We start from the raw sequence: 13,263 nt of genomic DNA on the forward strand, positions 1-13,263 counted from the left end.
AATGCCGCTGACGTCTGGGAGCAGTCGCACCAAGCCATGCTGGTGCGTTTCGAGAGCATGTACGTTGCCTTCTTTGATAGGGTCACCAAAGCCAATGCAGCGCAGTTCCTTCGACAGGTACTTGTGGCCCTCTCGCACCGCATACCTACCGTTTTGACGGACAACGTACTAAATGCAAGAGGTGTTCCACCAATCGGCAACAGCATCGCGCACCGGTCTGACAGTGCAGATCGGTGGATGGCAAAGAGCAATGAGCAGAGTTAGCGACGCGGTTCCGCCGCACAGGGATGCCTCGGTTAACCATAGTAGAAACAAGATTCACGGCGCTACCGTCGTGCTCTTCACCGTACCTAAAACAGCATAGGCAGCCCAGCGGAAGGTCCGAGCATTATCTAGGGGGGCCGACCTCAGGTCACCGCGCGGATTCGATCTTCGTATGAATACATGAACTACCTCTCAGTAGTCCAAGTTTTTGTTCGCATCCCCCTTCGGTGTAGTAAATCCGCGATCTTTGCGTCATGCCAACACTCCTTGCGCCAGTGGCGGTCATTGTGTTGCATTGATCAGTTGAATCCACAAGCGGAAGCGGCCGACTGCAGAAACTGGTCGAGCTCACGCTGTTTTCCTCTAAGCGGTTATTGTGCTCAGCGACCTATTCAAGCCAAGCGCGAGCGCAGTGTCTGGACGCATGTTGACGCCGACAGCAGCTTGAAGAAGTGGGGGCAGAGCCTTTCTAGTCGAAAAACAAGGCTTCAAAGACAGTTCACTTTAAGGTTTCATGCGATTCCTAGGCCAAGGAATGAAGGAGTCACTTCTCATTCATTTGCGTCCGGCATTGTCTTATTGATATGCGTATCAAAGCGATGTACAACAGCGCTAGAAAAGGGGGGGCGTATGGATTCTCTGACTGATATCGCTGATGGTCATATCACCACAGTGCAGCTAGTGTCGAGTCGTAAGGGCCAAACCAAGTTCTTGCGGCAGTTATCCGATGCGATTGCTGTGTCTTGCACGCTCTCAACGCTAACCCCTGGTCCTTCGGACAATGTGTATGTCATTCCGCAAAATGTGCAGGATGCTGTTTGGCGGATACGTGGGATCACCTCCATCGATGCTTGGAATCTGCTGCTCAAACAATGGGGGGCTCTGTCGGTTAACACTCTGACCAGGGATGCGTTTTTTGCCTTGCAAGCCAGAGGGGTGACGCTGGTTGACTCTCAGGTCATTGGTGGAAGCAAGATTTCATTACCAGTACCAGTTCCTGCAGCTTCCTCCGACGGACCAGGCTTCCTGCCGAAGGACTTTGAAGGACCCTACGATTGGCAAATCGATCACAGAGGTGTCAATGCTGTAGCAGCTTGGAAAATGTTTGCCGCTGAGCCTCGCTTTGCCAGTGCACTGCCCTGGGCCGATATCCATGTAGGGCACATCGATACGGGATACACGGAACACGCTGCCTTAGGCTGGGATAAAGGGGCAAGTCCAACCGTACAGCCTTCACAAGGGTATGATTTTTGGGAGGGCGATCATGGTCCCGATCCCAGGGACATGTGGCTGCCGGGATTTCCGGGCCATGGGACACGCATTAGTGCCGCCATCGCAGGGTATGGAAGGAGCGCACCAGACCATCCTTTCTATGGTGTGGCCCCTGGTGTACAGATTGTTCCCTACAGGGTGACTGACTCCGTCATTGTGGATCATGTGCAGGCCCATATTGCAGCGGCCATACGCCGTGCGGTCAACGATGGTTGCCACGTCATCAATATCTCTTTAGGTGCTTTGCGTCGCGACAAGCATGTGGCTGCGGCATTGGACGCCGCCTACGATGCCGGTGTGATCGTTGTCTGCGCGGCTGGCCAAGTATGGGGAGAGGTGATCTATCCGGGCCGATTCAATCGATGCATCACGATGGGCGGGGTCGGCCCTGGATTGAAGCCATGGAGTAGTGGGGCCAAGGGAATTTACGTTGATCTTTGCGCTCCGGCGGATGCTATTCGTCGCATCAAGGCGGAGAACCTTGCCCCCGGAAAAGCCAGCAATGCGTACTATTCCAAGGCGGATGGAGATGGCACTTCTTACGCCACTGCCGCATGCTCTGGGGCCGCAGTACTTTGGCTCGCGTGGCATGGCATTGACAATCTCCGTGCTCGATACGCTCCGCATGGGCTTTGGCAAATACCCAAAGCTTTCAAGTCAATGGCACGACAACACGCGACCCCAGGAGTTTGGGGGAGCGCAGATGCTCAGAACTATGGAAGTGGGGTGTTGAACATCGAGGCAACTCTGAACGCTCCACTACCAGAGGATGGAGCCATGGTTCCCGCGCTTCCTGCCATGGATGTATTCGATCCGAATGACTAACGATCTCTGCGGGATATGGTGAATCGCGTTGATGATGCACGGCGACGTGTTCGAGAGTCTGCCAGTGTCGCATTCTGTCGACCATGGATCGCATTTCCTGTGGGCTCAGCGTTTTATGTCCATGGACGCCGACTGCCCTTGCGGTCCGCAGTTGCGGCCAACAGTTGTCGGGCTCTGTTTTGCTCCATTGGCGCGGCGCCTGGGGACAGGCTCCCATCGACATTGATCGCTTACGGCCTCTTTGAAAGCTTTGTTCTAAAGAGCGAGGGCGAGAGCTTCGGTCCAGACGTCCTGGGGCTTGACGACTTCTAGATGAGTAAAGCGGAGGTCACTTCAGTGCCTTGCCATCCCGCTTTTTGGAGGAGCGAATGCAACGTTTCGATCGCACGACAGAACCGCCACCGATCGCTCTGCAGGGCGATGCAGCTTCTCAGGCACGTCGGGTTCTGAGTGATTTCATGCGCTATGGCGATGAGAGGCTCAGCCAGACCAATGTTCCGAGATCAGAGCTACCCTTAGAAGATGCCAGCATCCGTGAAGCGCTCAACAGACTGTTTCGCGGTCGATGCGCCTTCTGTGAGTCACGGGACAAAATTTCTCCCTATCGATTTAGACCAGCGACAGAAGCGGTCCCATCCAGTACGCCAAGGCAGGCGCATCTTTACTATGCCTGGCTCGAGCATGCCTGGGAGAACATGTACGCCATCTGCTCGTCATGTAGGCCCGCAGAATCAAACTACTTTCCAGTGAGCGGGCCACGAGTGAGACTACCCACTCCGGAGGAGCTTGACCGCTACGCTGAAGAAAACTTGGGCCTCTGGCGCGCGTATCCAATCCGAGAAAAAGCTGTTTTCCTCGATCCCTGTGCAGAAGGCGATTTCTCCAAGCACTTGTGGCCGCAGACCAATGGCAGCTTAATCGGGATATCGACCAGGGGCGAGACCACCATTGAGAACTTCAACCTCAACGCCCCCGAGAGGGTCGTCGGCCGGCGCGCGAGGTATGTAGAGTACTTTGCACGTTTGAGTGAGTGTCTCACCGACTCTGAATCCATAGCGCATGCGCCTGGCATGTTCGAGTTTCCCGAGTTTGAATTTGGGGGCTCGTGGTACCTGCTGCTTCGCCGTCTTGCCTTGTTGATGGGCCCTGAATTCGGCGGTAGGCCGATCGTCTCGCAGGCGCGAATCCAACGCTTCTACATGGCCATGCTGGGCAAGCCGGACACGGCAAATCGGCTAAGGCAAGGTTGGGGGCGCCTTGTCCATGAAGATCACAACTACAAGGCTGCACCGGCGATTACCAAACGACCGAGCAAGGCAAGGGTCACGAGTATAGGCCTGAGGAATTTCAAGGCGATTGAAGATCTGTCGATCGAACTTCCCAGTCCATCACAAGGTAATGAGTCCTTCGACGTCATGCATCCAGTGCCTTCGTTGCTTATTATTGGCGAAAACTCTGCGGGAAAGAGTTCCATACTCGAAGCCATTGCGCTTGCGATTTCGGATGAAGCAGCTCGCAAAAAGTTGGCATTAAAACCAGGCAACTTTGTACTCAACCCCACGTATATGGGGGCGGTAAATGTCGCTGCAGTAGAGCGGGCTGAAGTTCAAGTTGGTCTTTCCAATGGTGCATCACGGAGACTGACGATAGATCTTGGGGGCATGAAGGATCATGGCGACCCTGGCTCGGAACTCATCCCTGTCTTTGCCTACGGGGCGTTTCGACAGTACCAACACAAGCAGCGTCCTCGATCACCCGACAAATACATTCGCAATCTTTTCGACGGAAGTGTGCTATCCAATCCTGAAAAATGGTTACTCAGCCTCCAGCCGTCGGCCTATGCCATGGTCATGAGGGTGTTGCGTGAGATTCTGTCGATCGAGGGTGAGTACGAGGTTGTTCAGCGAGACCTGGAAGAAAAGCGTTGCTACGTGATCACCGCCGCCGCTGGCATTCACGGCGAGCCGAGGTTTAGTCGCACGCCGCTTGGTGCAGTCTCCTCAGGATTCAGGTCGGTTCTGGCAATGGCTTGCGATGTCATGCAAGGCTTGATGGACCCCAATGTCTATGTCGGGTTCGAATCTCTTTCGACAGCGCGAGGAGTCATCCTGATCGACGAAGTGGAGGCGCATCTCCATCCACGCTGGAAGATGCAGATCATGCGTGGCCTTCGCCGGGCTCTTCCTCAGATGACGTTTATAGCAACCACACATGACCCGTTGTGCCTTCGGGGCATGGAGGATGGTGAGGTTGTGGTACTCCAACGGGTCTTGGCCCAGGACAGTCACTCGACTACGGACCTCCCGGTCTTTGTTGAACGGCTGGTGAACCTTCCGCATGTATCTGAACTGCGAATAGAGCAGTTGCTGACGTCTGATTTTTTTCAGCTCCACTCCACGGACGCTCCAGAGATGGACGTTCAGCTTGCCCAGATCGGTGACTTGCTGGCAAAAGACCCTCGTGATCTGAGTCCGACCGAAGGCTCGACGGTGGATAAGTTTCGTCGTGACATCGCGGCAGCACTGCCGATTGGGGCGTCGGAAGCCCATCGGCTGGTGCAAGAGGCGGTTGCCGAATACTTGATGGAGCGCCGTGAGGTATCGGAGCGTCGAACAAAAGAGCTCAGGCAAACCGCCAAATCACGCATCGTTGAGGCGCTGAGAGGAATCTGAGCATGCGAGCCGTATCTCGAGATAGTCTAACTGCTCCTGCATGTCTAAATGCGCCAGACAAAAATGGACTGACTGAACTTGCACGAGCACGAACTCATCAGGCAAGCACCGAACCCAAGAAAGGAAGCTTTGAGTTTTCCGTATACAAGCATGAGGAAGTAAAGCGGCGACTTGACGCTTTGTTCCACGGAAAGTGCGCATATTGCGAGACTTTCTACTCAGCCTCCGCCCCAGTCGATGTTGAGCACTACAGGCCAAAAGGGGCGGTGAGCGAAGACCCTGGGCACCCAGGGTATTGGTGGCTTGCGATGAGTTGGGACAACCTCTTGCCTAGTTGTATCGACTGCAACCGCAAGCGAAAGCAGCGCGTCCCCCGGATCTCGACAAGCTTGGTAGATCTCTATCGAAGCAGTCATGCGAGCACACTTCCGTTAGTGCAGTCGGGAAAGAAAGACAGCTTTCCAATCGCCAATACTGGACAGCGGGTCCTTCCAGAAGGACTCGGATTCGGTGCGGAGCATCCCCTTCTTCTCGATCCGACCCGTGACGATCCGAAAGAGCACCTGCATTTCCATATTGATCACAAAGCACCACTCGGAATGGTGCTGCCGGGGAAGGCAGTCGGCGTTGAGAGTGAGCGTGGATCGGTGTCCATCTTCATCTACGGTCTCAACCGGCTTGGCTTGGTGCAGGAGCGAACACGACTACTGCGTAGGTTGGAGTTTCTTGGAGACCTGGTCATTGAACTGGGGACTGTCATCCAAGAGATAGAAGTGCCTGCTGTCGCCCTGGCCCTCCAGGGCGTTGGGGTTGAGGATGTTCCGAAGCGTTTGCGCCTGTTACAGGATAAGACTTTGAGGGAAATGCGTGAGATGGCGAGTCCGGAGGCTCCTTATTCGGCCATGGTCCGGGCTTGGCTTCGAGCGTTCAAGAATCGGCTGAGCTGAATCAGCAATAGCCAATGGCTTCTAGGTCAATCAAGATCCTTGGTAAGGGAGGGCTCTATGGATAAGGAGATCGGGGCGGATGCATCCATCCGGATTGAGGATGAGTCTGATATGCCATCCCCCTTCGTGGCTGAATGCGATTTGGTCATGAAGGGCGGCATCACGAGCGGAGTTGTTTATCCGTTGGCCATTGTGGAAATTGCAAAGGCATTTCGCTTACGGTCTATCGGAGGCACAAGTGCTGGCGCAATCGCAGCCGCTGCAGCAGCCGCAGCCGAGCTTGGGCGGCAGCGTTATGTAGCCAAGATGCTCAAAGACGACCCTGATGGCTTTGATGAGCTTGCCAGGCTTCCAGCTCTATTGGGGGCCACCGCGGCGGACGGACACAGCACGAGGCTCTCTGCGTTCTTTCGGCCGAAGAAAAGCCTTCGCGGAGTCTTCCATGCCCTGTTGGCGGTCACTGGAACGAAGAGCCCAACTGCACGCGTCCTATCGTTGCTAGGAGCGCTCATTTGCAGTCACTGGCTTGCAGCAACCGTGGGCCTTGTGATAGGCCTGATGCCTTTGTTTTTCGTGCAATGGACACCTGCTTCGTGGGTTGTTTTCTTATTGTGTGGATTATTCGCGGTTGTCTTGGCTATTGGCGTGGTGGCCATGAAGGCTACAGCCCTTGTGCTTAGAGAGCTCCCCAAAAACTGTTTTGGCTTCTGTTCAGGGATGCCATCCGATGGAGATGCTGCGCCGGGAGAGGCCTTGACGTTATGGCTTGCTGGCTACATCGATAAGTTGTCTGGCCAGCAAGCCCTCCACGGTGGGAAGAAACCGCTTACCTTCGGCGATTTGAAAGCATATGGCATTGATCTTCAGATGATGACGACATGCCTGACGCTCGGAAGGCCCTTTCGGCTTCCATTTCGTGATGATGAGCAGGTGCGCGAGAACAACCAGTTTTTTTATAAGGAGTCAGACTTCGCAGAGCTCTTCCCTCCCCATGTAGTTGCGTGGATGAAAGAGCATGAGCGTCCTCGCGCCAAAGCACAGAATTCTCCATTCGGCGAAGTGGACTATGCTGGCTATCTTGCAATGCCAGCGCCAGACGATCTACCGGTTGTGGTCGCTGTGCGGATGAGCCTGAGTTTCCCAATTCTCTTGAGCGCCATTCCGCTGTACTCCGTTGATTTTCGCCAAAAGTCCCGGCCACAAACGCCTCAGTGCTGTTGGTTCACGGACGGCGGTGTTGGATCCAATTTTCCCATCCATTTCTTCGATGCCCCGCTTCCTACAAGGCCGACGTTCGGCTTGGACCTTGGTCAAGCGGAGGAAGGAAGCGTCGAGGGAGGAAGCGTCAAAAGAGTCGTCTTTCCTGCTGACAATGGCGATGCACGCTTGCCTTACTGGCGCCACCTAGAAACTAAGGAAGGGTTCGGCTCAATTGCTGGCTTTCTCGGTGCGATCGTCAACGTTGCGAAGGATTGGAATCATGAGGCGTTGTCTCATCTCCCAGGCTTCCGCGACCGCATTGGTCTTGTCAAATTGACGGACAAGGAGGGAGGGCTGAATCTAACAATGCCGAAGGAATTGATTACCCAACTGACGGACTACGGTCGTGAGGCTGGACAGAAATTTGTCGTGCGCTTTGGGGACCCAGCAAAGTGGACTGCCGAGCCGGATCAATGGGACACTGCCATGAATTGGCAAAACCATCAGCTGATCCGTTTGAGATTGTTGCAGGCCTCCTTGCAGGAGATGTTGGGTAACCTGGGAAAGACTATTGAAGCGACTGCAGGAACGCAACACGACTATGGGCGTTTCTACAAGCTCCCACCATGTGGTCCTAGGAGCTATCGCTTTGTTGGACTTGGCAAACTTTCGACTGACTCAATCTCTGGCCTTCATGTAACTCAGGCGGGCTTGGCCCACTGGACCCTTGAACAACTGTTGGCGATAGACGCTCACGTGGCAAAGACGGTTGCGGCCAATTCCGGTGCCACCGTTCACCCGAGCGTCAATGCTCCGAAGCCGACTCCAGAGTTGAAGCTGCGGCCACGTGTTTGATATGTATTTAATTCGCAGAACCTGCATAGATTAGGCCGCGAGGAACGCCAACTTCTCTCGATTTCAGGCGCAACGTCTCTTGCGTGTTTTCCGACCAGCCCAGTCAAGCTGCAGGTTCAGGGTGTGAAGCGGCCACTCAGAACTGGCAGCGTTCAACGACAGGTGTTGGCAGTTGCTGCCGTTTAGGCAGTGGACTGTGAATGCCTCAGATCAGCTTGTTGCTGTCAGAAAGGGCGTGTTGAACGGGGTGAAAAGTTATTGAACAATCAAGTCCTGAGGGGCCGCAGTTGCTGCCAAGTTGATGGGGCGTGGTCCTCGTTCAAATCCGTGTCTTGCGCCTCATTTGGTAATTTTTTTTACCGTGCACGTGCAATAATCCTAAAGCTAGCTAATGTCTTAAGCGTTCTAACCCAATCCAGCCTTAAATTTGGACTTGTGGGGGAACAACGTGGGGCACATTGGGGTGAAAAAAATTTATGAAACCTTTGCTCTGTGCGGGTTTCAGAAGAAGATTCAATTCCCGCCAGCCCACCACTCAAAACACCGCCACACACTAGGAAAACCTAGTGTGTGGCGGTTTTTCTTTGCCTTTGGGTGTCCTGTGGTGTCCCCCAAATCGCACCGATCATTTTTCTCCCACAATGCGAAATTCAGGCTTGGGCTTCTGGTAGTCGTCCCTGATGAATTTGCCATAGGTGCGGAAAACCATCTCCACGTCCTCATGCCCCAACTGGCTGGCCACGTACCATGGATTGGCGCCGGCCGTCAGCAGGGCCGAGGCATAGGTGTGGCGTACTTGGTATGGGTTGCGGTACTCCACTTCGGCGCGTTTGCAGACCGGCTGCCAGAGCGTCTTGCGGATCTGGGCGTTGGTGCTCCATGACTCGCCCGTGTGAGGGTTGAGCCAGATGCGCTCGCCCTTGAGCTCGGAAATAGGGCACTGGGCGCGCAGCGCTGCGAGTGCCTCCGGCGGATAGCTCCACATCTCGGATACCGGCAGCTGTCTTGAGACCTTTGATCACGCCTGCGACCTGATTGAGCTCTATCCGGGCAATGGCTCGTTCCCAATCGATGTGGCTCCACTGCAACGCTTGCAACTCGCCTGGGCGCAGGCCTGTCTCAAACCAAAACTGGAGCATGGGCCTTTTGTCGGGGCGGCAGGCCTTGAGGATGGCCTCGCGCTCTGCTGCGGTGAATGGCATCACCACATAGTCGCTGGCCTTTGCCGTTTGTCGAATGAGCTTGGATAGAGCGATGCGCTCGAAGGATTGAAGTCGATCGGCTCATCATTGAGCGCATCCTCAAACAAGCTGCGCAGCGGAGTGAGCATGTTCCGTATGGCCTTGCTGGTGCAGTCCATTCCGAAACCCATCCACGCAGCAGACTGGGTAGTACCTCGCCCACCTTCATGGGCAGCAGATCAAGCTTGGCCTCGTCCTTTAGGTCGTGCTTTTCCTTCTTGCCGGGCTTGCGACCCTCCGTCTTTTCGATGTGCTCGGCCTTCTCGTCGACCTTGCGATTGAGCACGCTGGCCGGCAGCGCTTTTGCCTCGGCCATGAATCGCATGACCCATTGACCGGCGACGGACTCGACCAGCGGGCCATGAGCCTTGCCGCGCGGTGCCCCCAGCCCACGGAGCGCCCCTGTGTGGCGCCGCACTTCTCAAAGACTGTGTTTTGCAGGGCATCTTCCAGCGCCTGCAGATGTCTTTGCCAGCTTGAGGCAATGCAGTACATGGTCATGTTCTTGAACATCAGGGCTCCAACAAAAATAGCCCACTGATGGCGGGCAATGGTTTTCCACTAAGAATTGAAATAGTTCGACCTGCCAGGCTTTAGACAATGTCTTGGGTGCTATCAAAATGAGATAGTTAAATCGCGTTTTTGTTAAGCGTTGCAGGCCATGAGAACTAAAGCTATTGCGGTTGGCGTCGCGGCAATTTGCGCTTCATCATTTGCTTTGGAGTGCTTCGGGCAAAACTCCAATGTTGTCGCCGGTGAAGTCAACAAAGCAGCCTCAGAGTCATTGAAGACTTATCGAAGACATGGCATAGCGGGGATGAAGGGAGCTGTGTCGGGATGCTGGCTACATCCGCGTGATTTCTGCCTGTATTTGGACGTGGCATCACAGCGAATTGCTGCCACTGCTAACCGCAGCGGCACGGCTGTTGACAAGTATTTTTTTACCTCAGTGGCTCTGGAGCGGGCTCATGGATGGCTATCGCTGAGTGCTCGACGTCCCAAGGCCAATGTTCAATATTTGCAGGCTGTAGAGCAAATGATGGACAGCATCTTGACCTCCCAGCAAGAAAAAATGTCCCGCACCGGTCAATAGCTTGTGGTCTGCTCCTCTTTTAAGCACTGCACGGTCTTCTCATCCAGCCACTCTGCATGCATGCGAGGGCAGGCGAACTCGTCTCGCAAGCTTTGGGTGATGAATTGGGATTCATCGGCCTGGGCATCAGGCGTGGACAGCCAGGCTGTGAGGAGCAGGGCGCCAACGATGACCAGCAGGGAGTCAACAATCGTCTTCAGCATGAGGATCTCCTGTTCAATAAAGCGATCGCTGATCAGAGGGGCCATGCCTCGGGCGTGAGTGCCATCACTACGGCAGCGCTGACCAGGCAGAACAGGCCGAGGCCGGTGAGAGCCCATTGCGCCGCGATCAGCAGCTTTGTCGTTGGGGCGGTGGTTGGAGTCGAATGCATGAGATCTCCTGTAGGCAAAGAAAAAGCCCGCGAGCGGATGCTGCGGGCTGATACGAAGAACCGTTACTGATGGCGGGTGCGGGGAATATCTGTTTACAAGTTGGTCTGACTATGAGTCCTAGACTGGTGGCAACAACTAACAAGGAGTTGCCATGAAGAAACTGTCTGCTCTGGCTGCAGTGGTGGCCGTTGCTGCGTCACTTGGTGGATGTATCGTGGCTCCGCATGATGGGTACTACGGTCATGGCCACGGAGGCCGCTACGACAACGATCGTGGGGGGCGCTATGAATATGAGCAGGGTCGCTGGGATAACGACCGAGACCAGAGACCTAATAGGCCCGACAGACGCCCGGATGACCGCTGGCGGTCTCAGTACTGACCTTGTGACCATTGCCGCTGAATAAAAAATTCCGACCAGTGGGGTGAGCTCACGGTGAAGTGCGGCAGAGGTGGGGCGATGGCGCAGCGGTTCGCCAGATGAGGGTCTGGCTACAGTTTTGCGCACTTGGGGGTTAGTAGAGGGTGCTGCGCCATCTGGTGTGACCACTGTCGCCACGGCGCAAAGCGCCGAGTTCTCAATTGCCGGCGGCCCCGGCGAATTCCGGAGCTCCCGTACCTGCTCGAGCAGTCACGCCAGATAGCTCGTTAGCTACAAGCGTTCGCAGCAGAGTTCGGCCGCAGATGCAGAGCTACTTCAATGGACGTTTGCGTAGGTCCCCCATTTCCGCTTTGAGAATCGTTCTGTGCACAGACTCACTTTTCTCTGAATCCTCAATATTTGCTCTATAGTTTTTGCCTATGTAAATTGGTGAATTCATATGAGTGTGAGGCGGCAAAGCGAGAACCCTGGTTATCAAGGAGTGAACTGGAGGCAGGCGCCCGAGTTGGCGCGCTGGTGGGCTCTAAATCAGGATGGTCAGGCCTATTGGTTTTTTGAGCCAAGCTACGATGAACTCAGAGGCATCTGGTTTCCAGAGATGGAGCTTGCTCCAAAGTTTGGCTACATGGGACACCATAAAGACTCCCTGACATCGCGCCCCGTTTAGCCCTGCGGGAGAGAGCTCATGCTTGCAGCATGCTGGCTAAACGCTCACATTTCAATCTCCTGTTCAAACCGCAGCACCCTGGTTCAAGACGCTCTGGTTTGTGCCGGGATTCCAACCGGCATAGCACGTTTCTTTTCTTGGCGCGCCTGCGCCTCACCGCCGCATAGAACCCCGCGGATGGACTTCGCGTGGCCTTTCGATGTTCCTGTTGCCGATCCCATCCGGGGGCAGAGCAGTACTGACTAGAGCGACCGACGACGTTTTGTATCCCGCTGCCGCCCGCGGTGCCCTGTGTTTATCCAGCCGTGCAGCTGCATGAACCGGGGTGCTGGCTCGATCACTTGGCACCCATCGCAGCGAAGTGATCGAGGATGTGAAGGGCGTTGAGACCCTTGAATTTAAGATCAAGCACCACCTGATGAAGGCTCTGCTGGGGTGGGAAGTGCGGGTGATCAAATTGCCCGAGCGCTTGACCCCGCATTCTTTGGCAAGGTCGTGCCACTGGCTGGCCAGCGCAGGCCTCCGAGCCCTTTGGTTCCGACACGCACCCTGGTGCCAGATCTCGAGCGACTGCCCGATGGCCGCTATCTGCAGACCACCTGGATGCGCGATCGTTATGAGAACCTGGTGGAAGTCGGCTCGCGCACGGTGTACGTGGTGGGCGACTGTGGCTTTCTGGTGGCCGTTGAGGACAGGGGCGCACATGGTGGTGAAGCGCATCTACATCGCTGGGCCCATGAGCGGCCAACTACCCCGCCTTTCATGCTGCTGTGCTGTGCTGTGCTGTGCTGTGCTGTGCTGTGCTGTGCTGTGCTGTGCTGTGCTGTGCTGTGCTGTGCGCCCACGGCCACCACGTTGAGAACCCTGCGGAGACCCCCAGCCGGCCTTGCGGCACCTGGCAGGGCTACATGCGTATGTCGCTGCGCCAGATCGCGGCCTGCGACTGCCTCTACATGCCAGCCAAGCTGGCGCGGATCCCGTGGCGCCCGCATTGAGCATGGGCTGGCGCTGGATTTGGGTCTGGAGGTGCGGGACTTTGGGGAGGGCTCCAGATGCTGAATCGACTGAACGACAAAGAGCGCGCTCACCTGGCTGCGATCAAAGAGCTTCCCTGCAGCGTGTGTGATCAGGCCGGCCCAGCGTGGCGAACCACATCGAGCAGCGCCAGCAATACACCGTCGTGGTCTTGTGCGAGAGCTGTACCGTGGCCCGTGGATGGGGTGGCACGGTCAACGCCGGATGTGGGCAATCAAAAAGATGGTGGAGCTGGATGTGCTGAACGTGACTGTGCGGCGCTTGCTAGGGAGCAGAGTAGCTCGATCGTGGAAAAAGGCTTGGCTAATAGGAGAGGGCCGCTGGCTAGCTAAAACGCTGCAAGCCCTCGCTTGTCAGCGCCCCACGATGAAGAGGCGGCACAGCGATTCGCTGCACCATGGAATGAATCATAAACGCAATTGAGAATCGTTTGCAAATA

General features: G+C 55.5%; 10 protein-coding genes and 3 pseudogenes. 8 read left to right on the forward strand and 5 right to left on the reverse strand.

Translation table 11 applies throughout. The features are described from left to right. The 5 genes and pseudogenes from P353_RS29975 to P353_RS17285 all read left to right on the forward strand — a co-directional run. Window positions 1-264 (forward strand): annotated as a pseudogene (locus P353_RS29975) (hypothetical protein); the annotation flags it as partial. A gap of 630 nt (window positions 265-894) precedes the next feature. Further along, entirely contained in the window at window positions 895-2,361 is a 1,467-nt protein-coding gene (locus tag P353_RS17270; protein WP_034372163.1) for a S8/S53 family peptidase, read from the forward strand. 368 nt (window positions 2,362-2,729) lie between these two features. After that, complete coding sequence (locus tag P353_RS28360) at window positions 2,730-5,033, forward strand: AAA family ATPase (protein ID WP_034372165.1); 2,304 nt, start codon at window positions 2,730-2,732, stop codon at window positions 5,031-5,033. Window positions 5,034-5,341: 308 nt separating this feature from the next. Then, complete coding sequence (locus P353_RS17280; protein WP_198529092.1) at window positions 5,342-5,980, forward strand: hypothetical protein; 639 nt, start codon at window positions 5,342-5,344, stop codon at window positions 5,978-5,980. A gap of 57 nt (window positions 5,981-6,037) precedes the next feature. Next, on the forward strand, window positions 6,038-8,035 hold the full coding sequence (locus tag P353_RS17285) for a patatin-like phospholipase family protein (RefSeq protein WP_198529093.1): 1,998 nt from the start codon (window positions 6,038-6,040) through the stop codon (window positions 8,033-8,035). A gap of 625 nt (window positions 8,036-8,660) precedes the next feature. Here P353_RS17285 and P353_RS29980 read toward each other — a convergent pair. From P353_RS29980 to rdgC, 3 genes and pseudogenes are all read right to left on the reverse strand, one after another. Further along, entirely contained in the window at window positions 8,661-9,020 is a 360-nt protein-coding gene (locus P353_RS29980; RefSeq protein ID WP_232776631.1) for a tyrosine-type recombinase/integrase, read from the reverse strand. Between the two features lie 97 nt (window positions 9,021-9,117). Next, window positions 9,118-9,237: pseudogene (locus tag P353_RS30270) on the reverse strand (integrase); the annotation flags it as partial. Window positions 9,238-9,442: 205 nt separating this feature from the next. After that, window positions 9,443-9,789: pseudogene (rdgC, locus tag P353_RS28885) on the reverse strand (recombination-associated protein RdgC); the annotation flags it as partial. 148 nt (window positions 9,790-9,937) lie between these two features. On the opposite strand from rdgC, the gene P353_RS17295 reads away from it, so the two are divergent. Then, window positions 9,938-10,369 (forward strand): hypothetical protein, encoded by a 432-nt coding sequence (locus tag P353_RS17295; protein WP_232776634.1) that lies wholly within the window; start codon window positions 9,938-9,940, stop codon window positions 10,367-10,369. On the opposite strand, the gene P353_RS17300 is transcribed toward P353_RS17295, so the two are convergent. Further along, window positions 10,363-10,572, reverse strand: coding sequence for a hypothetical protein (locus tag P353_RS17300; RefSeq protein ID WP_034372263.1), 210 nt, complete (start codon window positions 10,570-10,572; stop codon window positions 10,363-10,365). The genes P353_RS17295 and P353_RS17300 overlap by 7 nt on opposite strands. A gap of 32 nt (window positions 10,573-10,604) precedes the next feature. Further along, window positions 10,605-10,742, reverse strand: a complete 138-nt coding sequence (locus tag P353_RS29600; protein WP_198529094.1) for a hypothetical protein — start codon at window positions 10,740-10,742, stop codon at window positions 10,605-10,607. Between the two features lie 152 nt (window positions 10,743-10,894). Between P353_RS29600 and P353_RS17305 the strand changes: the two genes are divergently transcribed. Together P353_RS17305 and P353_RS29990 are read left to right on the forward strand one after the other, a co-directional pair. Further along, window positions 10,895-11,122: a hypothetical protein gene (locus P353_RS17305; RefSeq protein WP_113707734.1), complete on the forward strand. Its 228-nt coding sequence runs from the start codon at window positions 10,895-10,897 to the stop codon at window positions 11,120-11,122. Between the two features lie 1,497 nt (window positions 11,123-12,619). Next, window positions 12,620-12,784 carry a DUF4406 domain-containing protein gene (locus P353_RS29990; RefSeq protein ID WP_232776642.1) on the forward strand — a complete coding sequence of 55 codons (165 nt, stop codon included), beginning with the start codon at window positions 12,620-12,622 and terminating at the stop codon, window positions 12,782-12,784. Window positions 12,785-13,263: the final 479 nt, after the last annotated feature.

The sequence above is a fragment of the Comamonas testosteroni genome (assembly GCF_000761245.1).
Taxonomy (GTDB): Bacteria; Pseudomonadota; Gammaproteobacteria; order Burkholderiales; family Burkholderiaceae_C; genus Comamonas; species Comamonas testosteroni_C.